The organism is Desulfobacula toluolica Tol2 (assembly GCF_000307105.1).
GTDB classification, from domain to species: Bacteria; Desulfobacterota; Desulfobacteria; order Desulfobacterales; family Desulfobacteraceae; genus Desulfobacula; species Desulfobacula toluolica.
This window is the reverse complement of sequence record NC_018645.1, coordinates 4,610,606-4,633,183: the sequence shown is the minus strand read 5'-3', so window position 1 is coordinate 4,633,183 and position 22,578 is coordinate 4,610,606. Positions and strand designations below refer to the sequence as shown.

Genomic DNA, 22,578 nt, shown 5'->3' with positions numbered 1-22,578 from the left:
AAGGGGGTCTCAAACAATAAATGCGTCAACACCGCCTGACCTGAGAGCTGCTTCATATTGCATGGGATTATCCGGTGTGCCTCCCCATAATGTTCGGATATCTTTTAATCCTAGATTTCCCTTGTAAAGAGCATGGGTCAGCATGGTCTTTGTGTTGATGCTGCCACCGGTTGCCAGGCGGATACCTTTAAGGTCAGTCAATTGCTGATACGTTGTCTGTGTACCTACGTGTATACCGCATTTGGTTCCTTTATGGGCATGTCCCATCCATATTACCACTTTTATCGGTACTTTTTTTTCAGCCAGCTTGATCAGTGAAGCAAGCGAAATATATCCGCCATTCACATCTCCTCTCAATGCTGCGGCAAGCGCATTTTGTTCTCCTTTAATGTGCAGAAGTTCTACATTGACACCGGATTCTTCAAAATAGCCTTTTTCCTTGGCCACATACAAGGGAAGGTCGTCAATGCTTTTCCAATAGGTTAATTTGACCGTCGGCCTTTTTTCAGTTGCTTGCGAATCCGCAAGCAACTGGGACGGTAAAAATATGAATAACAGAACGAATGTGGCTACACTTGATCTGAAGAACAACTTCATTTTTACTCCTGTGTATTGTTAAAATGTAACTTTTACACGAATACCAAAGGTCTGCTCAGGCAATGGATAGCCATATACTTCCTGGTACTCTTCTCCAAAAAGGTTACTAATATAGGCGCGCAGGGCAATTTTTTTGAACAGGGTTTGTTCAATTCCCACATCCACCGTGATAAAATCATCCAGGTTGTACACATTGCCTTCAGTTTTACGCTCCCCGACATACCTGATATCCGATGTCAAACGCGTGTTCTCAAACATTTTGTAGCGGATACTCAGATTGGCTTTATGCTCTGGAGATAGTTCCAGCAGGATGGCATCTGCCAGGATATCTTCCTGGTCATAATTGATTTGTCTAAAAGTGTAGTTACCGAAAAGTGTCACCTTTTTAGACAGTGCCGCGTTGAATTCCGCTTCAAAACCGTAAAAAGCAATTTTATCGACATTGTAGCCGTAACTGCTTGATGCATGGTGGGAATCACCTGAATTTGCTACAATATAATTGTCGATGGCGATGTAATATATTGACAACCGGGTATCGATCTTCTCGTTTAATTTATGGAAAAGCCCTGTGTCGTAGTGCATACTGGTTTCTGTTTCAATTTCATTTCCTTTTTCATCAGAGCCAAAACTGGCCCAAGCAGACCGATCTCAACAGCCAGGGACGTGGTAGTCCTTGTTGACAGAAATAAAGGCTGAGGTGTCCTTTGTAAACTGATAGGTAAGTGTGGATTTGGGTAACCAAAGCTGTGTTTTCAGTTTGTGGCTGTATTTTTCAATTGTACCGGGATCTGCATAGGGATAGGTATTCTCACGAATATGGGCATACCGCATACCGAGAAGCGCAGATAGTTTAGAAGTGATTTGCCAGTTGTCTTCAAGGTAACCTGCCTGCATCCGCCAGATATCCTTATTGGATTCAACCTCCATCCGTCTCTGGTCATACCCCATGACCAGGGAGTGGTTATCCCACAGTTCCATATGATACTGGAGTCTTCCGCCGATATGTCTCTCCTTGCGGCTATCACCAACGGAAGATTTTTGGGTCAGTTTATATTGATTTTCAGGTGGGTCTATGGTCGGGTCATATGCGTTGTTTTTGACAAGGGTGTAATAATAACTGCTTTCCTCGCCTGTTGTTTCATATAATTGGACTTTTAAGGTGTTTTTACCAAATGGTTGTTCAAAGCTGATGTCTTTATGCAGAGATTCTTTATCTTTGTAATTATCCCCTCCGGCAAAGGACATGTCCCTGTAACGTCGGAGGGTATCTGCATCTTCAGGTACAACCGGGTAGGAAGGGTCATAGTCGGCATATATGCCGTCAGGATCATTGGCCACTGTATATCCCATAGTAAGGTCCGATCCTTTTGCGGAAAGCGTCAGGATGCCATCAGATGCAAAGGTATAAGCAAACCTGGCTGAATAATCGTTCCCGTTATAATCATTGTTTCTTAAATAGCCGTCCGACTCCTTGTATCCATAGTTTAAAAAATAGGTTAAATCGCCAATACCGCCGTCTGCTGTCGTCCGGTGTACCCATGTATTGTACCTGGCATATTCAGAAGAGACTGTCAGTTGGGGAACAAGGGTGGATTGTTTCTTTCCCTTTTGTGTAATGATATTGATGATACCGCCCTGGGAATTTTCATATTGGACTGATGCTGCACCTCGGATGATTTCAATTTTTTTCATATCACCTGTGGTCAGGCTTGACCAGTCAACATAGGTGTCAGCGCCTGCCGTTGGAGCAGTAATTGTTCTGCCGTCAATGGCAATGGTAAATCGGCTGTCATCAAATCCACGCATCATAATCATCTGCTGTGGATCAGCGCCTGCCGTCCCTCGCAATACATCAATACCTGTCAAATGCATCAAAATATCTTCCACACGGTCCACAGTTCCGCTTTTGTTAAATTTTTCGATGTCTATAACTGTTTTCGTGGGCGTAATTGTAACGGCACCACCGTGAAATGCGGTGACAAGCACATCGCCTATGTTAATGGGCTCGGTCTTTTGGCAATCCGGACAATTTTCTTTGTCTGGATTCATCGGTTCTGAGCCGGCTATCGGTGGCCATAAAAGGCATACCATCAGCAGCAACGGGAAAATCAATCTAACAATCTTTATCATCTGTTTTCCTTTTATGTTTTTTATGTTTAAAATAGTTTTTTGTAACCCGGTCATGTCCGTCCTCCCTCCAAAGACGTCTGTGTATGCCAGGAAAGGATTCTATACTGGATCATCCTTGCAATTCGATCCAGAGAAAACCCAAGAATTGATAAAACGATAATGCCGGCAAAAACGCGCTCAGTGTCAAAAGTACGTTGGGCATCAATCACCAAAAATCCTATACCTGAATCACCGGCCAGCATTTCTACACCCACCAGGGCCATGATTGAAATAGCCGTGGATATTCTCATGCCCGTGATAATCATGGGAAGAGCCGAAGGAATGAATACCTTTGTCCACAATTGCCGTTCCGTAGCTCCAAGGGAGCGGGCAGCCTGAATCAGTTTGCTGTCCACACCTTTAATACCCGATATTGTGTTGATCACGATGGGGAAAAAACAGGCTTTGAAAATAATTATTATTTTTGAGGTATTGCCGATGCCGAACCAGAGAAAAAAAATCGGGATTAATGCAAATGTTGAAAGGGGGCGAATCAACTCAATGAGCGGGTCAAAAATATTTTCAATAATTTTTGACCAGGCAATCAACAGCCCCAGACCAATACCAAATACTGCGGCAAACCCATACCCGGTAAAACCCCTTAAAAGACTGATGCCGGTATGTTTTGGAACCTCACCGGATAAAATCATTTCCCACAGCACCTGTAAAACCGTTGACGGCACCGGTAAAAACCAGTTCGGTATCCACCCGATTCTGGCAATCAATTCCCATAAGAGAAGAAGGATAATAGGGGAGATGAGTTTCTTGATATTTATGTGTTTCATAAAACCGTGTCTCCAACTTCTTTCCAAACAATTTCTTTCAGCATGTTTTCATATTCCCTGAATTCGTTAGAAACGTACATTTCCCTGTAACGCGGGCGTTCCAGATTAATTGGAATGATATCTTTTATTCTTCCAGGCCGTTTGCTCATGACCACCACTCTGTCCGCCAGATAGACGGCTTCGGTGATGCTGTGGGTAACAAAAAGAACTGTACATGTGGTTTGCTGCCAGATAGTTAAAAGTTCCATTTGAAGGCTTTCCCGTGTCAGCGAATCAAGTGCGCCGAAAGGTTCGTCCATTAAAAGTATGTCAGGTTCATTGGCAAGAGCGCGGGCGATGGCCACACGCTGCTTCATTCCCCCGGAAAGCTCATGGGGATATCGATTTTCAAACCCGTTTAAACCAACCATATCAATATAATGACGACCTATTTTCTCAAGGTCTTTTTTAGGTATCTTCTGTAAGGAAGGACCGAATTCAATGTTTGACTTGACCGTTTTCCAGGGAAACAGCAGATATTCCTGAAAAACTATAGCCCGGCTGGCTTCCGGTTTTCCCACAGGCTTGTCATGGAGCAGCAGGGTCCCGGATGTTGCTTTCTCAAGCCCTGCAACCATTAGTAAAAAGGTTGATTTGCCGCAGCCGCTGGGTCCTACAATGGCAACGAATTCATTCTTTTTTATATCAAGGCTGAAATCATCAATTGCAACAACCTGGGAATTGGTTTGGTTTTCATTAAAGATCTTTCTGAGATGTTTTGCTTTAATGACGGGCATATTTTTTATTCTCGCTGATCTGCTCAATAAACCCCTCAATACGAACCCTGAGTTGTTCGACATCAGATTGGGAAAAATCGGTAACAATATGTAAAAAAGGCAGTCCCATTTCTTTTTTGACAAGCTCGCCCACTCTGTAAGATTCGATTTCAAAGGGCTGGCAAAATTGCCAGGCCAGATCAATCACCCCATCGATTTTAAATTCTTGAATCAGTCTTTTTAGATCTTTAAATCGTTGAGCGTTTGGGGTCATACAGGCACAGGTCACCCGCAAATACCGTTCGGCAATCGCGTGGAGGGGATCTTTTGTTTCATCAATTAAATCTTCGGTCCGTGTAATGCCACCGCACCCTTCCTGACAAACCACCACACCACCGCTTTCTTCCACCAGTTCAAGCACCTTGCTGCAGCCCAGGCTGTTGCCAAGTCCTGTCCAGAGAATTCTATGGCGCTTGGTTGAAACTTGTGATATTTTATCTGTCACTGTTTTTTCAAGTGTTTGTAAAAGCTGGCTCAACAAGTTGATATGTTTGTCATAATCCACATAATGGCCGATCTTGGACATGATTTCCATAAACTCAACGCCTGTGACCGGCGGCGGCGTTGATCCCATTGCCATGAACAGCCTGGTAAGGCTATGTCTTCTACGATTACCCCGTTGGATGGCATCTCTCAAATTCTCTGATGTAATAACAACATCCAGCTGATGTTCAAGAAATGATTTTGCCTTGTCAACTTCAGCGATCCAGTGGGTCAATGCTTCTTGTTCATCCGGTTTTTGAGGCAGATCCATTACCAGAAGCGGCACTTCCCTGGCCAGAAGCTCATACATTTTTTTCCTGCCGTCACAGGTGGTTTCCGATATAATGCAGTCTGCCAGGGGAAAAAGAGGGCAGGTTCCGGAAATTGCCCTGCCATAGGTTGCTTTCACCTTTGGACACTGGTCAGGGGAAAGGACTTCTTCTGCAGCAAGGATGGGAGTCTGGGTGGAACCGCACAGTCCCACCGGAATTGCACCGGCAGCCAGTATAAGTTCGATGGGGGTATAAGAACATAGGCAGCCAACAACTTTTTTGCCTTCATCTTTTGCCATCTCAAGTTCCATGGCCAGGTCTGTTCTCAGATCCTGTATGGTTTGTGTTACGCTTAATTCCATTGGTTTGATTCCTTTTTTTAAAGTTGACTGGCAAAAATAGCTGCGCCCAAAGCCCCCATCAGCTGGGGATCTGTTGTGAACGGATAAAATTCAATATCAAGGGCATGGGAAACCGCTTTTTTCAAAGCTTCATTTTTTGCAACACCCCCTACAAACAAAACATCATTGGAGACACCCAACCTTTTGGCCAGACCTGCAATTCGTTTTGCAAAGGCCTGGTTGATTCCTGAAGCAATTTCTTCCACAGGGATTTCCTTTGCCAGCAATGAGATGATCTCTGTTTCTGCAAATACCGCGCACATATTATTAATTTGACAGGACTTCGCCACTGCCGGACCAATATTGCAAAATGAATCCAGATCCATTTCAAGAGCCCTTGCTGCAATTTCAAAAAAACGGCCCGTACCTGCAGCACATTTGTCATTCATGGAAAAATCTTTCATACCGCCGGTTTCATTGACATGGATCACCTTGCTGTCCTGTCCGCCGATATCAATAACTGTGCGTGCGGAAGGACAGATAAAATGAGCGCCCTTTGCATGGCAGGAAAGCTCGGTTATTGTTTTATCTGCAATGGTCAGAGAAACCCTGCCATAACCGGTCCCGACAATTTTCTTAATGTCTGATTCTTTTGATCCGGTTGTTTTCAGGAGTTGCCCGAGTATTTTTTCACCTGAATCCTTGGGACGAATACCAGTGTCGCAAACAGAGCTGCCGACAATTGATTTTCCATCAAACACAATTCCTTTGGCTGTTCTTGAACCGATATCAATTCCGATAAACATTTTACTCCTTTAGCAAAATCAGTCATAATAATTATAAACAATTGGCAATGCCAGGTGTTGATTACAAGGTAGTGATATAGAAGTCAAAATTATAATATTGATAATATCATGGTAAAGCTATAGAAATATCCTATAGCAACCCAGGTATCGTAGTTTTATTCTGCTTTTTTTGAATAAATATTTGAATATTAAAGATAATACCTTTACCAAATTTTCAAACTGGTTTTTGAATAAATCAATACCATGCTATATATTGCTTGTCCTGATTGAATTAAACACATTATATAGATTGGTATTTGATCAAAAATTGAGTTGGTGAAGGTATTGTAAAGAGATTATAACTATAATAGAAAAATTGGACAGCAGTAAAAATTGTGCTATATGATTATTCTATGCACTTACGCTTAAATTCAAGGCCAACGCCATTAGTTGTGTAAAAACTCAATACCGATATCTGATCTGAACAATCAGGCTAGTTCGCATTGATGTTCGTAAAACGGCTAAATGCATTTAACCAGAAGGTATACCGCCTCATGCCAAACAATTGAAAGGTAATTCAGAAGTTTTCCTTTTCAAGTATAAGCGCTGCTCCCAAAGCCCCCATCATCTGGGGATTGTCCGGGACGACAACTTGCCTGTCAAGATTTTCAGATATCAATTCGCGTATGCATGGATTTTGCGCCACACCACCTGAAAAAACAATCGGCCCTTGGGAAGAAACTCTGGCGATCATTGCCGAGGCCCTTTTAACGACGCTCAGATGAAGGCCCCGGGCAATTTCTTGTCTGTCTGCTCCCTTTGCAATAAGTGATGTGACTTCTGATTCTGCAAACACCGTACACATGCTGTTGATGCTCATGGCATTTTCAGCACAAAGCGCTGCCGGGCCAAACCGGTCGATCTCAAACCCGAGATTTGTGGCCATGATTTCCAGAAACTTGCCGGTTCCTGCGGCACAGCGGTCATTCATTTCAAACTTTTTCACACGTCCTTTTTTGTTGAGGGCAATCGCCTTGCTGTCCTGGCCGCCGATATCCAGGATGGTTGTTGCCGTATCAAAAAAGGCCTGCACTCCCCTTGCATGTGCCTTGATTTCCGTAACGGTTTTTACATGGTCAAAAACGGTTTCAAACAGGCCTCGTCCGTATCCGGTAGCCATGATGTCGTCGTAACAAACCCCGTCAAGGATTTTTTTTGCTTGAGTGATCGGATCAAACCCGGTATCTGTTTTCCGGGTTTCAAGTATCCGGCCATTTTCCACGACAACCAGTTCAATGGTACGCGAACCGATATCAATTCCTGCACATTTCATTCATCCATTTCCTTTTGTTTATCCTTTAAGCAGCTCAATAAATGCTTCCACCCGTGTTTTGAGTTGTCCGGCATCTTCCATTCCATAATCGGTTTCAATGCGCAGGCATGGAATATCTTTGTCTTCCAGCATTTTTTCCACGGGTATGGATTCCATCAGATATGGCTGACAAAATTGGAGTCCGTAATGGATAACCCCATCGGCATTATAGGCCTGGGCCATTTGCATAATATTTTCCAGCCGGTCCGAATTGGGTGTAAAGATCGCGCAGTCCACCTGGAAATACCTGTCGGTAACGGCATCCATGAGGGCGTCAATTGTGTCACCGGAATCATCTGTCAGGTTTCTTGTTCCCCGCTCTCCCACGCATGATTCTTCTCCCACAATCACTGCGCCCGATGTTTCAACAATCCATGGCAGTTTCCAATTGGGAACGGCCATGGGGCAGCCTGACAATAGTATACGGGGCGTCTTTTCCTGCATGACACCCTTTTTTTCTTCTATCCTTGTTTCCAGTTCATCGCAGATTTTATGAAGAGACTGCGTGAATCTGACCGGATTATCATAAAAGGAAACCTGGTTTGCCAGAAGGGCGTCCAGTCCTGAAATGGGTGCAGGATCATTGTTTCTCAAGGTATACAGACGGTGAAGAGCAGATCGTTTTGCGTTAACGGTTTGAATGGCGGTTTTTAAAGAGTCAAAGGTAATGGCGACCCCTGTAAGCTTTTCAACGGCTGTCTTAAATCGATCATATTCAGATCTCAGAAGTTCGCGTCCATTGACTGATTTCATCTGGGGCAGATCCATCACATACAGGTTGTCAATAAGGCTTCCCAAGGTTTCATAGGCTTTTTTCTTTCCGTCACAGGTGTTTTCGCCCACAACCATGTCCGCCCCCTCAAGGTAGGGGCATACCTGTCCCAGCTTGAACCCGAATGCGGATTTGATCAGGGCGCAGGTGTTTCTCGGCAAATATTTTTCAACTTCTTCCATGGCAAAATCCGCACCTGAACACAGCCCCACAAGGGTTGCATTGGCTGCCAGAACGATTTCTTCGGGAACAAATACACAATAGGAGCCAATGATTTTACGGCCCTGTTTTTTTTCATCCAGCAGTTCCTTGATCCTGAGGCCATGCACCTCACTCATCACAAAATCAAAGTATCCCATTCCTTCGGGGCGGTCTTTCTGGGCCAGATAAATGTCTGTATAGGCATTTCCCAAAACGCTCAACAAAGCATCATGAGATTCAAGATTCAATCCCAAATCCTTCCACATGGAAATATATTCGTTGCTCATAACAGTTTTCCTTTTTTCGATAGATTACATTTTTTACACTCCTTTAATAAGGTTTAAACAGTAAATCAAATCGTTAATAAGACTGCGAAAATCAAAATGTATTGAAAATATCTATAATCAACGTTTGTTTACAGATCTAAATTGAATTGGCTCATATATTCAGTTAATTTTTTATTTTCATCTTCTCCCAACCGGGGACAGTCCTCAGGCCCTTTGGCACCTTCGGCGATTTTTGTGGCAAAAACCATGCATGTGGCTTCATTGCATTCTCTACAGTTGGTTTTTGGCAACAGCTTCAGGATTTCAATGATACCCGGCCTTGGCATTCCTGTGTAGCATGGTTCAATATCATCTTTTGTCTCCCAGACAGTGTTGATTTCATTTTTCAGCCACTCAACAATTTTTCTTGCTTCTTTTTCATCTTTTAGTGCATTAACTGCAATCTTTCGTCCGTGGACCGTAATCAGCTTGCCTTGAGCTTTGAATGTAACCGCCGGTGGATCGGACAGGTATTCAAATCCGCCGAGAACTGTGTTCAGATACGGGATAGTATCACTTACATCCTGTTCCAGGTGTGCAAAGCAATGCACACCTTTTGCATCGGCCTGACACTTTGATTTGAATATTTCCAAAGTATATTTCTTTAAAAGCATGATGCCGTATTCCTCCTGTTTTTTGAATGTTGAACAATTTATATGAAAGAATTTCTAACCTGATGGAATTAAATATCTTTCATGCTTTGCTGTGGCAGTTTAATCTGCCATGGCCGTTATTTAAAAAAAGGGAGTGATAATAAAATAAACTCCTAAAACCGCTATGGTTGATCCGGAAATTTTTCTAAACCATATTCCTATCCCGTTCCATGCACTGTTTTCAAGCAGCTTCTTTACGGCGGCTGTCGAGCTTCCTGCAATTACAATGGGAAGGCAGTGTCCCAAAGCAAAGAGGAGAATATAGAGAACACCAGTAGCTATTTTTTCCTGTACAGTGATTATAGCCAAAATAGGAGCAATGAAACCAAAGGTGCAAGATCCTGACAGAACGCCATAAGCAAGGCCCAGTGCAAAGGCACCAAACCTACCTTTCAGATTCAGTTTGTATAGCAGACTTCCGGACATTGAACATTTTTCAACGCCTAATATTCCCAGTGCAACCCAAATCAGAATAATACCGATCAGAATCTGCCAATAGTTTCCCACATCCCCCAGCATTCTTCCAAGCAAGGCACAAATAAAACCGATCAAGGCGATTGTAAGAAAAAGACCCGATGTGAACAAGACTGAATACAATCCTGCCTGCCTGGGATTGATCATTTTTTCCTGGCCACCGACATATCCGACTATCAGGGGAATTGAAGCAAGGTGGCATGGACTGAACAGCACGCTGATCAAGCCCCATAAAAAGCATCCAAATGCGGCAAAGGCAGTCCCGCCGGTCATCCATTGGTTAACCGTTAAAAATAACGTATCCAACATTAAATTATCCTTTGCTTGCCGGGTCTGGTTTTTCTATACCCATTTGTGCCATTTGTGCCATTTGTTCGATTATGGATTTTTCATTTAAAAATCCCACATGACGGTAAACTTCTTCTCCTTGCTCATTAAAGAAAATCTGGGTTGGAATTGCCCGGATTTTAAATCTTGATGCCTGCTGACGATTATACTTTACATCAATGAAAATGATATCCGCCTTGCCCCTGTAAGCCTTTTCAAGTTTGACAAGAATTGGAGCCATCATTTTACATGGAAGACATGTTGTTGCACCCAGATCAATCATTGTCACTTTTCCTTTGGCTGGCACATTTGAAAAATCTTCTGCAAACACACCTGTATGGAAGGTAAAGCATAGTATCAGAATAATACACAGCAGACTCAATTGTTTAGGGATATGTATCATTGTTTATTTTCCTTTGGTAAAATCGCTGTAATTATCTTACAGATTCTTTTGTTTTTTGTTGTGGCAGCTAAATATGTCATGGTCGTTAATCGTTTCAAGGTACTGGCGGTATATATTTGAATTCTTATTTTTTTTTCGATTCCAGGATCGGTAATAATTGTCAGCAGCACTTGCCGCCTAACTGCCTTGATTTTGCCCTGTCTCCTGGTGAAAGCGGTGTTGACGATGGAAAAGTAACTTTAATAGGATATGGAAAAGCAAGTTTTACCTTGTGTTTTAATGCCGCCAGGTCATCAGGATTGTTAAAAAAATTGTTTTTTTCTTTAATTCCCAACCGGGAGATCACTATATGTTTTTTCATGTGCATCAAGGCATTTTCAAGAACAGTTTTTCCACATGCTTTTTCACACCCGTCAATGACAACTATTTCATCCATAACCTTAGCGGACTGGACATATTTGCCAATATTTGCCCCGATTTGAGCAAGGCAAAACATTTTTCCAAAGCCTTCCTGAGTCAATTCAACAGCGGCTTGGTTCGCAAGTTGCCCAAGATTGGACGCTCCGGAGCAAGCAAAAATCATGATGTCTTTTGAACAAGCACAGTTTTCCTGGGACATGATTTATCTCCTTTACCAAAGAATTTTGTTTTCTTTTAAAAAACATATTAAACACACACGATGTTAAGCAATTGCGTATGTTTTTCATATTTTTTTTGATCTATTTTCCGATCCAGGTTTTGATATCCTTTTTTTTGGGCACTTTGCCACTGCATTTGACCTCTCCGTCCACAATGATCGACGGTGTGCCAAACACACCGTAAGAAGCAATCTGCATCATATCGGTGACTTTTTCTACACTTGCATCTGCTCCGGTTTCTTTGATCACTTCTTGAACCAGTTTTTCAGTTTTGTTGCATTTGGCACAGCCAGGACCTAATACTTTTATTTCCATGATAAAACTCCTTTTAAATTTATGATTGTTTCAATTTTTATATGAAAGTCTTCAAAAAATCCAAACAGCAACTTTCATGTTTTGTTGTGGGCAAATCTGAGCGAAAGACCAGATCTGCCAGTGGCAGTTGTTCAGTTGTATTTTTTATAAAATCAAATTAAATAAATACCCTACAAAAAGGATGCCGCAAGCAACAACACTGATGAATACGGCAATAAGTTTAGGCTTTAATACTTTCCGCAAAATCACCATTTCAGGTAAGGACAGTGCAATGACACTCATCATGAACGCCAGTACAGAACCCAGGGCGGCTCCTTTGCCTAAAAGTGCCTCAACAACCGGGATGACGCCGGCAGCATTTGAGTACATCGGAACACCGATAAGAACAGACAGGGGAACAGACCACCAGGAGCTTTTGCCCATAATTGAGGCCATCACCCCTTCAGGGACAAACCCGTGAATTCCGGCTCCTACGCCAATACCAATAATCACATAAATCCAGACCCTTCCGATGATCTCTTTTACGGCATCCCATCCATATACAAACCGGTCGTTCCAGGTCATTTTTTCATCTTCAATATTAATGTCGGCCATATTGGCCTGAGTGACCCAATCCTCAATATGATGTTCAAGTTTTAAACGGCCGATCACCCAACCGGCAATGATGGCGATAAAAAGACCCGTCCCCATATAGATGGCCGCCACTTTCCAGCCTAAAAGACCATAAAGAAGTCCCAGGGCGATTTCATTGACCATGGGTGCGGCAATCAAAAAAGAAAAAGTAACGCCTAAGGGAACTCCAGCCGTAACAAAACCAATAAATAGCGGAACAGCGGAACATGAACAAAAAGGTGTGATAATCCCTAATAACGCGGCAAAAACATTGCCGGCAAACTCACTTTTCCCTGAAAGAAATGCCCTGGTTTTTTCCGGTGTAAAAAAACTTCTGATAATTCCGACACCGAAAACGACCAAAAATAACAGCATCATGACTTTTGGCGTGTCATAAAGAAAAAATTCAACAGAAGCGCCCAGGTGGGAGCCTTGTTCAATGTTCAACAGATTGTATGAGAGCCATTTGGACAAGCCGGGGAGAGCTTTGTAAATAAGCCACCACAGGTATACACCTGCTGCCCCCATCATCAAATTAAGACCCATCATTATATTTTCTTTTTTCCCAGCCGAAGGGGTTTTGGCAACTTTTAAATTCATGATTTCTTCTATCCTATCTTTATTATATGTGGTCATTTAACGATACTATATAAATGTATAGTTTTTGATATTCAATTATTTTCCAACAATTTCATGACGATCAATACCCGGCAGGATTTGATTCAACTTTTGTATTTCCGATTCATTATCCAGCCAATGTTTCAAGTTTCCAATCATGCTGGCTGAATAGGGCGATTTACTTCCGTCGGAAAGAGAATAGTTCACCCACAAACCATCCTTAAAGCTTCTTACCAGTTCAGCATCTTCAAGAATTTTTAAATGTTTGCTGGCGGTGGACTGGGCAATGCCGAGTGCTTCTTTTATTTCACATACGCATAAGGGACGTGTTTGAAGCATTTTCATCATTTTAACCCGGTTAGGATCTGATAATGCTTTCATAACTCTAATGAACGTTTTCATGATTATCTCCTGCCTGTCAATTGCTGATTCTGTTAGGGCCTGATTCTTTTAAGGTGTTTTCAAACCCTGCAATAAAGGTTTTATGTTTTTTGAATTTGATTCGTATAATGCTTTGCATAAAACCTCTTTATTGAATCGTTAGAATAGAATATATCGATTTGAACTCATATTGTCAAACAATAGAATTAAAAATAAAATTAAAAAACAACAAAGATTCAAAATTTTATAACAAAGAGACCGTTATTGATGCTCGTATTACATTGGAGATGACCATCAGCCATACAAAAAGATTGTTATGGTTGTGATTTTGATGTTTAAATAAAAGAAACAAAGACATACTTGCTTTAAAAACAAAGATTTTCCAACTTAAATATTATATAATAACGGACTGCGGACAAATAATAATCATTCTGGATGGAAATATTCAGAAATATGCAATTGGATGGAAATATGCACTATGAATGACAATCATAAAGACTTAAAATATATAGCCTCATACAGCAGTTGCGATTTATGAGTGCTGTTATGGATTTGTCCGACAAAAGTTTCAAAATAAATTTTGTGTGATAAAACACATGCAAACAGGCGGATACATGTTTATACAAACAGGAATAACCGTTTTTAGTGCAATTTTTCAATTGTTTCTTATTTCATTTGCCGCAGGCATTCTGGTCAGAAGGAATATTGTCTCAAAATCACAGATTCAAGCTTTATCAGTTGTTACTGTAAATATATTTCTTCCCTGCCTGATCATTGCTAAAACATTAATCCGGTTTCATCCTGAAAACTTTACAAACTTGTGGATTCTGCCTGTGTCTGGAATTTTAATTGTTATGATCGGGCTTGCTTTCAGTGGACTTGCTTTTCAACTGAAACCGGAGAAGAAACCTTTAATGATACTGTCCAGCATGCAGAATGCCGTTTATATAGTTCTTCCCATTGGTCAGATTCTTTTTGCCGATCAGTTCGATCTGTTTGCTTTGTATTGTTTTCTTCTTGTGCTGGGTTTAACTCCCGTCATGTGGAGTATAGGAAAGGTTATGATCTCAGGAAAAAAAGAGAGCAGAATTCATTGGAAGGATTTTATCACTCCCCCTTTTGTTGCTATTTTTATTTCCGTTGCAGCCGTTTTTACACATCTTTCAACTTTTATACCAAAATCTGTAATTGCATCCATTGATTTGCTTGGCCAGGCCACAGTCCCATTGGCAGTTTTTATTCTGGGAGCCACCATTGGATCAATTTCATTTAAAGATATGCCGCCATTAAGAGATATTTTAATTGTAACGGCGGTAAAATTTGTTCTGGTGCCTTCAACTGTTTTCGCAATTCTTTATTATGGAAAATTTTATATTTCAATGCCTTTGTTTTGCAGCCTGATGATGATACAGGCGGCAGCACCCCCGGCAACCAATCTGATTCTAATAGTTAAAAATTATGGAGGTGACACCCAATCCATAAGCAGCATGATGTTTATACAGTATTTGATCTGCATACTGATGATGCCATTGTGGATTGCCGCCTGGCAATATACGGTGGGTTAGCATTGGCATGAATTTGGCAATCCCCTGTCAGGCCAAATAATATTAAAAAATCAATAGGTTGAAAGCGAGAAACGGTTATGAAAAGAGAAGCGATTCACAATTTTTTTGTTGCAAACCAAATCATAAAGTCCACTGCGGATATGGCGATTTTTGACAAGGTTCCAGCTACGGCCATCTATGAAGTGATGCAGGTTCGCCAGGGTATACCTCTTTTTTTCGAGGCGCATTTGGAAAGATTTGTGATGTCAGCCTCCCTTGTCGGAACCCGGATTCCAAAAAAAGAAGCAGAGATTCTGCATAATATTGCAGACCTGGTCGAAAAAAACAAATGCGACCATGGCAACGTTAAGCTGGTATCAGCCTTGATGAACGAAAAAGAAATATTTCTGGCTTATTTTATCCCTGCTGAATTTTTGGACAGCAAGGCCCGTTTGGAAGGTGTTCATACCATTTTATTCTCAGGAGAACGGATTTGTCCAAACATTAAGACCATAAAAGGCTCTTTTAGAGAGCAGGTTAAGGCGGTTAGAGAGTCGTCAAACGCTTATGAAGCCCTGCTCGTTAATGAATCCGGGCACATCACTGAAGGCTCACGCTCCAATGTTTTTTTTATGGGAAAAGACAACAAACTCTACACCTCACCTGCCGGAAGCGTACTAAAGGGTGTGACACGAACTCATGTGATGCAAATCTGCAGCCGGCTTGGATTGGAAGTGTTGGAAAAAACAGTCCATACCAGGAATCTTGCCGATATCCAGGGAGCCTTTATTACCGGCACGACAGTGGATGTCACCCCGGTACGCTCTATTGGTAATACTCAACTTGATTCACCGAACATTCCTCTGATCCGCAAAATCGTTGCAGAGTATGAAAAAAAAATCGCCGGATATGTCAGTAAAAGACTCAAGAGAGCAAGAAAAGTATATGTCAATGATTGACAACTCTTTTCAAATGGGCTTACAAGGCCTGCTTGAGAATGATATACAGATCCACCATTTACTTGTTGGCAGCTTGCAATACCATCGTAGTTTCCTTGACAAAAACGGATGTCCTGTCCTATATTTTATAATTTTACAGCCTGATATTTCAGGCTTTTATTATCGGCGGAAACCATGGAAAAAGATATTCAAGACAAGAGTAGAACACAGATAAAAAAAGAGGCTGAAAAACTCCAGAAACTAGGAGAACAGCTCATCAAACTTCCTATACGGCAATTGGAACGCATGGAGCTTCCCGATGATCTGCGGGATGCACTGATAGAAGCCAGATCTATTAAATCGAAGATTGCAGGCAGAAGGCAGAGGCAATTTATCGGAACCTTGATGCGGGATGTGGACCCGGAACCAATCCGTCATGCATTGATGCAAACCGATGCCAACCTTCCCATTGAATCTGAAATTGTCAAAAAGACCCGGATGTGGCTGGACAGGCTATTAACGGATGACCCGGCTGTCATGGAAGAGTTTATTTGTGCCTGTCCTGGACTGGATCATCAGAGACTGAGGCAACTTATGAGAAATGTCAAAAAAGAGAAAACAACAGGTAAATCTTCCAAATCCTTAAAGGCATTAGAACAACTAATTATGAAGAGCATGAACGGCAAATAAACAATTGATGATACTTTTTCAGGTAATTTGGGATTAAAAAACAGGAGGGCACCATATATGTCAAAAGATGATAACAATATCAAACGTATTATTTCAGAGGTTCAAACAAGCCGGCTTGAGCGTGAAAAAACCTATAGGGAGCGTGCGCTTAAAATGTACCCCTGGATCTGCGCTCATTGTGGTCGCGAGTTCGAAGGGAAACGCCTGAGGGAGCTGACCGTACACCATAAAGACCATAATCATGACAACAATCCTCCAGACGGCAGCAATTGGGAGCTGTTGTGCATTTACTGCCATGACAATGAACATTCCCGGGATCAGGTTGCCGATGCCTATTCAGACGAGCCGTCTGACAGGTCATCTGAAAAAGGGGGCACCACCAATCCGTTTGCCGGACTGGGAGATTTATTAAAAGGGAAACTTGATTAGGAAAATCAATGCTACGGCATCTTCTGTCAATCATTTTGATATTGAGAATTTTGAAGCTCAATGGTAGCATTAAAATGAAAAGCAGAAGGTTTAAATTATTAAACAATCCAGATATTTCAATCCCTTAATTGGAATCGTTCCGGTATTGGCCGTTTTTTTCCAAATCCGTCCTGATAAGAAATTATGCAGTAAGCAATCTTAAATTCCTGCTGAAGAAAATGGGGGTAATTTTGTCTGATAAAAAAAATTTGTCCCGTTATAAAGAAAGCATGAAAGAATCTGCTCTTGTCAGTGCAGGAATTGACGCTCGACCGTCAGTGAGGTTGAAGTATGGGGCGGCCTTTAAAAAAGGTACACTCAAATGATATTATTTATCTTAAGGGCCAGTTCTGTTTTTGAGAACGGTTTTTGAAGGAATGCAACGCCTTTGTCAAGGCCCCCATGGTGCAAAATGACATCAGCGGTGTACCCGGATATAAAAAGTGTTTTAAGACCAGGCCATATGGTTTTAAGGGTGGCCGCCAGATCCTGACCCTTCATCTCGGGCATCACAATGTCGGTGATCAGCAGATCAATTGATCCTGAATAGTTGTTTGCCAGCTTAAGTGCATCCATGGGACTGTTAACGGTCAAAACCTGATATCCAATCGCCTCCAGCATTTTTCTGCCTGTTTTGAGGAAAGCGGTTTCATCTTCCACAAGCAGAATTTTTTCTCCATTACCGCGTGGGGGATGCAGTTCCGGTTCAATTCTATTTGACTTGGTTTCGGATTCATGCACTGAAAAGTAAAGTTTGAAAGTCGTGCCGTTGTCCGGCTCGGTGTAAACATTAATAAATCCGCCATTCTGCTTAACAATACCGTAAACTGTTGCAAGGCCTAAGCCGGTTCCTTTTTCTTCTTCCTTGGTCGTAAAGAACGGCTCAAAAATACGGGTGGAAGTTTCCTGGTTCATTCCACACCCATCATCGCTGACGGCCAGCATGACATATGATCCGGGATAAAAGTCAAGGTGTTCCGCACAATAGGCTTCGGTGAAAGTGGCATTGTGAGTCTCAATGGTGATTTTGCCTATATCGGAGATGGCATCCCGGGCATTGACACATAGATTTGCCAATACTTGATCGACCTGGGATGGGTCCATTTTAATCCGTCCCAGCTCAGCCCCCGGTATCCAGACCAGATCAATATTTTCACCAATCAGCCGTTTCATCATTTTAATCATGTTTCCAATCACATCATTTAAGTTCAGAGTTTGGGGAATAATGGTCTGACGCCGAGCAAAGGCAAGCAGGTGACGAACAAGCTCAGCTGACCGCAGGGCTGCGGTTTTCACATCTTTCAGGGCATCGTGGAGCGGATGGGAGATCTCCATGTGATCAAGGATCATATCCATGTTCCCCAGAATAACGAACAGCATATTATTGAAATCATGGGCAACACCACTGGCAAGCCTTGCGATGGATTCCATTTTTTGGGCTTGCATATATTGTTCCTGCAGATTTTTGTACTCCAGTTCCGCTTGTTTGCGCCGGGTGATATCCTGTACCGTCCCAATGGAGCGAACGGGTTCTCCATTAGCGGCATAATAGGTCTTACACCGATTATGGACATACTTTATCCGCCCGTTCCGCAATAACAGGCGATGGCATAGGGAATAGGGAATCCTGGTTTTGATAGAGGCCTTGTAGGCAACATCAACCGATGTTTTGTCATCGGGATGGACCATATCTATAAATGCTTCATAAGAAGCACCAAAGCCGGCAGGGTCAACTTCAAAGATGCGAAATATTTCATCGGACCAGGTCAGGCAGTTTGTCTTCAGGTCAAGGTCCCACGAGCCTATTTTCGCCAGATACTGCGCCTCTTTAAGGATGGTTTCGCTTTTTCGAAGGGCCATCTCTGTGTTGTTTTTGTTTGCGGCCTCAAAGGAAATTTCAAACACGCCAAGGATATTTCCCGTTTTATCTCTTACCGGTAAACATTTTGTCATCCAGAAGAGCCTGCTTCCGTGCCAATGATTATCACCTGAAGATGTCAATTCCATCCCGGTGGGTTCACCGACCTCAATGGAAGTCTTTACAGGGCAGAGACTGCAGGGCTTTTTTTGTCCCCAGGTCATGTAACATTTTTGCCCCTTTATTTTATGATTGGTTAGATGAATAGCCTTCTGATATGCTTTGTTTGCCCATGGGATGGTAAAATTCAGACTGTGAAACGCAATAGGTATCGGCAGTTGATCCAAAAGATCGGGCTTCAATATATCATGAATATAATTTTCCATAATTTATTTTTCCAGAGGTTAATCTTATTTTTTTCAGGCAAGCGATCTTGCCGGTTCGATCACAACAGAGCAGAAGATTGCAATTCTTCTAATTCAGTAGGAATAATTTTCAGATTATGTGATATTATCATAAGTATTATAAAATACAAAATGTTTTTAATTGACACCGGCAATTGTCGGTAACAAATAATCGTCGCCCCCAACCACAGCGAATTCGTTGATGGATTGTTAAATACTGATACCCATTGACCGTTCAGGGCGCTCACCTTGAATTAGCCGGTTGAACGGTTTGACAAGGTCTGAACTCGCTGCATGTAAACAGCAAAAACTGCGGGCAGGTGTGTCCTCATATAATTTACCGTGCATTTTCATAGGCCTCTTCGGCTTCCTGCATCCGGCCCTGTTTTTTCAGTACATCGCCTATGATTCGCCAGTTCTTCTTTTGAAGGGATGGCGTGCGTGCGGCCATGGCATTGGATTTTTCAGCAAAATATTTTGCCTGTTGAAAATTGTTCTGCATCTGTTGGGCTTTGGCCATAAGATGCCAGATGAGAGGGTCCTGGCCGTCAATATCAAGGGAGCGCTCCAGAGTATGAAACGCAGCCTCGGGTTTATTAGATCTAAGTTGATTTTCAGCCGTATGAATTATTTTTGAAAGAATTGCTGGCCGGGGGGTGTTCCGGGGAGAAGCGGGCTGCCGGGTTCCGATTTGAGGTAAATTTTCAGCAGGAAGGTTTGAGGGCGGTTCTAAGGCCCGGTGTTGTGAACAGGAAATCATAAAAAGGGTGGTAAAAATACAAAGTATCCATTGAAAATACGGCATCTGCTTCATTTGAAAATCTCTTTCAGCCAGTCCATCAAAATGTTTGGCTTTTTTTTTGTTTCTTGATCATTATATCGGGTTTTTGCTTTTGAAGTGCAGGAATGCAAACGGGTTGGCGTTGATCCTTTGAGAAAGGGAACCGCCATTGCATCGGGGCAGGTCTTTTGGGTTAGATAACCTGTTTGGGCATCAATGACAGCCCACTCAACATTTCCAGGTGCCTGCAGATCCAGAGGGGCATTTGGAATCCGGCTCATGAGACGCCCGAAAATCTGCAAAGCCCCGGATGAGCCGGTAAGCCCTGCAGAACGGTTATCATCCCGGCCGATCCACACGACCGCCAGCCGGTTGCCGGAAAAACCGGCAAACCAGCTGTCCTTAAGATCATTTGTGGTGCCGGTTTTTCCGGCTATGCCCAGATCATCGGACACCCATTTTTTCAGTGATTTGCCGGTGCCTTCCTTTACTACAGCCTGAAGCATTTTGTTTAATAAAAAAACGGCTCCCGGATCAAGACGCTGTTCAATGGTCAGCGGATACCGTTGAAGTACCTGACCGTCCGGTCTGTAAATAGAACGGATGCATTTGATCGGTGTAAAAAAACCGCCGGATGCAAGGGTCTGGTAGGTTTGGGCCACCTGGAGCGGTGACATTTCAAGGCTGCCCAGAAGAACCGAAGGAAAGGCAGCCGGCTTATGATCAAGTCCCATCTTTTCAAGCGTGTCTAAAACGGATTCAACTCCCAGATTCATGCCGAGCCTGACGGTCGGGACATTAAAGGAATGAACCAGGGCCTGGTACAGCTTCACCTGTCCATGGTGTGTTTTATCAAAATTTTCAGGGCTCCAGTAACTGCCGTCCGGGTTAGGAACCCTGACAGGGTTGTCATCGACCGGAGTGACCAGTGTATAGGTGGAGGGACGTTCCAGTGCCGTCAGGAAGACCGCTGGCTTTACCAGGGAGCCGATGGGTCGTTTTGCATCCAGGGCACGGTTAAAACCCTTGTATCTGAAGTCTTTCCCTCCCACCAGGGCCTGTACCTCGTTGCTTGCCCTGGCAGTGACCACGACACCGGCTTCCAGTCCGGCCGGGGCCTGCTTTAAAAAATCAGTCACGCTGTGTTCTGCCGCCAGTTGAACCTGGGGATCCAGGGTGGTGAAAATCCTTATGCCCATGGTTTTAAGGTCGGCCTCCTTGTATTCTTGAAGCAACTGACGCTTGACCAGATCCAGGTAAAACGGAAACGGGGAATGCCCCCTGACAGGATTTTCAATAATATCCAGGGGGGCTGCCAGGAATTTTTTTAACAGTGCTTGTGAGACAAGTCCCTGTTTTTCCATCATCTCCAGAATAAGATTGCGCCGGTCCATGGCCCGGTCAGGATATCGTCTGGGGTTATAAACCGAAGGCCCCTTCAGCATGCCGACCAGCAAAGCTATTTCATGGGGCCTCAGATCCGTCAGGGATTTTCCAAAATAAAAATAAGCGGCCAGCCCGAATCCGTGAATGGCCCGGTTGCCGTCCTGACCAAGGTAGACCTCGTTTATGTATGCTTCCAGAATATCGGCTTTACTGTAATTAAGCTCCAGTGCGGCAGCCATGATCATCTCATTGAACTTGCGGATCAAGGTTTTTTCTTTGGTTAAAAAGAAATTCCTGGCCAGTTGCTGGGTAATGGTGCTGGCACCCTGGGACATGCGCCTGTTTTTTAAATTGATCAGCATGGCCCTGAAAATTGATTTGGGATCAATTCCATAGTGGGAGTAAAAGGTCTTGTCTTCGACACAAATGATGGCATTCCCCAGTAATGGCGGGGTCTGGTCAAGTGTCACCAGGATGCGGTCTTCCATGGATGACGGATAAAATCCGCCGACAATGACCGGGTCCAGGCGCTCCATTGTTTTGTCGGTCCGGTCCGGGGAAGTTTGCAGGTTCACCACCCGGTTATTTTCAATTTTAATATAAAACCTGCGCTCCGGCATTTGTTCATCACCAAAATTAAACGGCCGGCAAAAAAGTTCAAACCTGTTTGCTGTGCGGACATATTTGCCAGGGGCATCCAATCCACTCATATTCCCAGTATTTTGATACCCCATGAGGTTCAACTCTTTTTCAAACAGATCCGGGGCCAGACGCATGCCCGGGTATAGTTCCAGGGGGCGGGCATAAACCCGGGCCGGCAGTTCCCATAACCGGCCCTGGAACTTTTCTTCTACAACTGTATTGAATTTTAAAAAATGATCATAAAAAATTATTCCAAGGCCCAGCAGGCACACTGCCGATATTAAATACCATTTTTTCATTTATCTTCTTTTTATCTTCCTTTTGCACATGGTTTATTCATTATAGATGGGTATCAAAATATTGTGGGAGAAGCAATATCCATCTGTATCCTTGGGTGGATGATCAGCATAAGGTCAAAACCCGGGTTTAACCCTTCAGTCTTTTGTTGGGAGGAATGAACAGAGATTGCAGGATTTGTTTCGGGCTGTAACGCCTTGAATGTTTTGATTGTATTGGGCTATGGATTGC

General features: G+C 43.0%; 22 protein-coding genes. 4 read left to right on the top strand and 18 right to left on the bottom strand.

What is annotated here, in order from left to right:
• Positions 1-9: 9 nt before the first annotated feature.
• The 15 genes from TOL2_RS21030 to TOL2_RS20960 all read right to left on the bottom strand — a co-directional run bounded on the left by TOL2_RS21030 (position 10) and on the right by TOL2_RS20960 (position 13,360).
• Complete coding sequence (locus tag TOL2_RS21030; protein ID WP_014959294.1) at positions 10-597, bottom strand: ABC transporter substrate-binding protein; 588 nt, start codon at positions 595-597, stop codon at positions 10-12.
• Between the two features lie 18 nt (positions 598-615).
• Positions 616-2,727, bottom strand: a complete 2,112-nt coding sequence (locus tag TOL2_RS21025; protein WP_014959293.1) for a TonB-dependent receptor, CU motif-type — start codon at positions 2,725-2,727, stop codon at positions 616-618.
• Positions 2,728-2,777: 50 nt separating this feature from the next.
• Positions 2,778-3,551, bottom strand: coding sequence for an ABC transporter permease (locus TOL2_RS21020; protein WP_014959292.1), 774 nt, complete (start codon positions 3,549-3,551; stop codon positions 2,778-2,780).
• The gene (locus TOL2_RS21015; RefSeq protein ID WP_041279661.1) at positions 3,548-4,327 is read right to left on the bottom strand and encodes an ABC transporter ATP-binding protein; all 780 of its coding nucleotides are present in this window, start codon (positions 4,325-4,327) and stop codon (positions 3,548-3,550) included. The genes TOL2_RS21020 and TOL2_RS21015 overlap by 4 nt, the downstream gene beginning before the upstream one ends.
• A complete protein-coding gene (locus tag TOL2_RS21010; RefSeq protein ID WP_014959290.1) occupies positions 4,314-5,483 on the bottom strand; it encodes a double-cubane-cluster-containing anaerobic reductase in 1,170 nt (389 codons plus the stop codon). Before TOL2_RS21010 ends, TOL2_RS21015 begins: the two co-directional genes overlap by 14 nt.
• 17 nt (positions 5,484-5,500) lie before the next feature.
• Positions 5,501-6,268, bottom strand: coding sequence for an acyl-CoA dehydratase activase (locus TOL2_RS21005; protein ID WP_014959289.1), 768 nt, complete (start codon positions 6,266-6,268; stop codon positions 5,501-5,503).
• 556 nt (positions 6,269-6,824) lie between these two features.
• Entirely contained in the window at positions 6,825-7,580 is a 756-nt protein-coding gene (locus TOL2_RS21000) for an acyl-CoA dehydratase activase (protein WP_014959288.1), read from the bottom strand.
• An 18-nt stretch (positions 7,581-7,598) separates the two neighbouring features.
• The gene (locus TOL2_RS20995) at positions 7,599-8,879 is read right to left on the bottom strand and encodes a double-cubane-cluster-containing anaerobic reductase (protein WP_014959287.1); all 1,281 of its coding nucleotides are present in this window, start codon (positions 8,877-8,879) and stop codon (positions 7,599-7,601) included.
• Positions 8,880-9,007: 128 nt separating this feature from the next.
• Positions 9,008-9,532, bottom strand: coding sequence for a (Fe-S)-binding protein (locus TOL2_RS20990; protein ID WP_014959286.1), 525 nt, complete (start codon positions 9,530-9,532; stop codon positions 9,008-9,010).
• 120 nt (positions 9,533-9,652) lie between these two features.
• The gene (locus tag TOL2_RS20985; RefSeq protein WP_014959285.1) at positions 9,653-10,354 is read right to left on the bottom strand and encodes a cytochrome c biogenesis CcdA family protein; all 702 of its coding nucleotides are present in this window, start codon (positions 10,352-10,354) and stop codon (positions 9,653-9,655) included.
• 4 nt (positions 10,355-10,358) lie between these two features.
• Positions 10,359-10,775 (bottom strand): thioredoxin family protein, encoded by a 417-nt coding sequence (locus tag TOL2_RS20980; RefSeq protein ID WP_014959284.1) that lies wholly within the window; start codon positions 10,773-10,775, stop codon positions 10,359-10,361.
• Between the two features lie 160 nt (positions 10,776-10,935).
• On the bottom strand, positions 10,936-11,394 hold the full coding sequence (locus tag TOL2_RS20975) for a putative zinc-binding protein (protein ID WP_014959283.1): 459 nt from the start codon (positions 11,392-11,394) through the stop codon (positions 10,936-10,938).
• A 100-nt stretch (positions 11,395-11,494) separates the two neighbouring features.
• Positions 11,495-11,728 carry a thioredoxin family protein gene (locus TOL2_RS20970; protein ID WP_014959282.1) on the bottom strand — a complete coding sequence of 78 codons (234 nt, stop codon included), beginning with the start codon at positions 11,726-11,728 and terminating at the stop codon, positions 11,495-11,497.
• A 144-nt stretch (positions 11,729-11,872) separates the two neighbouring features.
• The gene (locus tag TOL2_RS20965) at positions 11,873-12,940 is read right to left on the bottom strand and encodes a permease (protein WP_051012486.1); all 1,068 of its coding nucleotides are present in this window, start codon (positions 12,938-12,940) and stop codon (positions 11,873-11,875) included.
• A 75-nt stretch (positions 12,941-13,015) separates the two neighbouring features.
• Positions 13,016-13,360 (bottom strand): ArsR/SmtB family transcription factor, encoded by a 345-nt coding sequence (locus TOL2_RS20960; RefSeq protein ID WP_014959280.1) that lies wholly within the window; start codon positions 13,358-13,360, stop codon positions 13,016-13,018.
• A gap of 593 nt (positions 13,361-13,953) precedes the next feature.
• Between TOL2_RS20960 and TOL2_RS20955 the strand changes: the two genes are divergently transcribed.
• The 4 genes from TOL2_RS20955 to TOL2_RS20940 all read left to right on the top strand — a co-directional run bounded on the left by TOL2_RS20955 (position 13,954) and on the right by TOL2_RS20940 (position 16,940).
• Positions 13,954-14,904, top strand: coding sequence for an AEC family transporter (locus tag TOL2_RS20955; RefSeq protein ID WP_014959279.1), 951 nt, complete (start codon positions 13,954-13,956; stop codon positions 14,902-14,904).
• Positions 14,905-14,981: 77 nt separating this feature from the next.
• A complete protein-coding gene (locus TOL2_RS20950; RefSeq protein ID WP_014959278.1) occupies positions 14,982-15,842 on the top strand; it encodes an aminotransferase class IV in 861 nt (286 codons plus the stop codon).
• A 174-nt stretch (positions 15,843-16,016) separates the two neighbouring features.
• Positions 16,017-16,511, top strand: coding sequence for a ribosome biogenesis factor YjgA (yjgA, locus tag TOL2_RS20945; RefSeq protein ID WP_014959277.1), 495 nt, complete (start codon positions 16,017-16,019; stop codon positions 16,509-16,511).
• A gap of 57 nt (positions 16,512-16,568) precedes the next feature.
• Positions 16,569-16,940, top strand: a complete 372-nt coding sequence (locus TOL2_RS20940) for a YajD family HNH nuclease (RefSeq protein WP_014959276.1) — start codon at positions 16,569-16,571, stop codon at positions 16,938-16,940.
• 357 nt (positions 16,941-17,297) lie between these two features.
• On the opposite strand, the gene TOL2_RS23885 is transcribed toward TOL2_RS20940, so the two are convergent.
• From TOL2_RS23885 to mrcB, 3 genes are all read right to left on the bottom strand, one after another.
• A complete protein-coding gene (locus TOL2_RS23885) occupies positions 17,298-19,223 on the bottom strand; it encodes a hybrid sensor histidine kinase/response regulator (RefSeq protein WP_014959274.1) in 1,926 nt (641 codons plus the stop codon).
• Positions 19,224-19,578: 355 nt separating this feature from the next.
• Positions 19,579-20,055, bottom strand: a complete 477-nt coding sequence (locus tag TOL2_RS20925; protein ID WP_014959273.1) for a hypothetical protein — start codon at positions 20,053-20,055, stop codon at positions 19,579-19,581.
• Positions 20,052-22,349: a penicillin-binding protein 1B gene (gene mrcB, locus TOL2_RS20920; RefSeq protein WP_014959272.1), complete on the bottom strand. Its 2,298-nt coding sequence runs from the start codon at positions 22,347-22,349 to the stop codon at positions 20,052-20,054. Before mrcB ends, TOL2_RS20925 begins: the two co-directional genes overlap by 4 nt.
• Positions 22,350-22,578 lie beyond the last annotated feature (229 nt).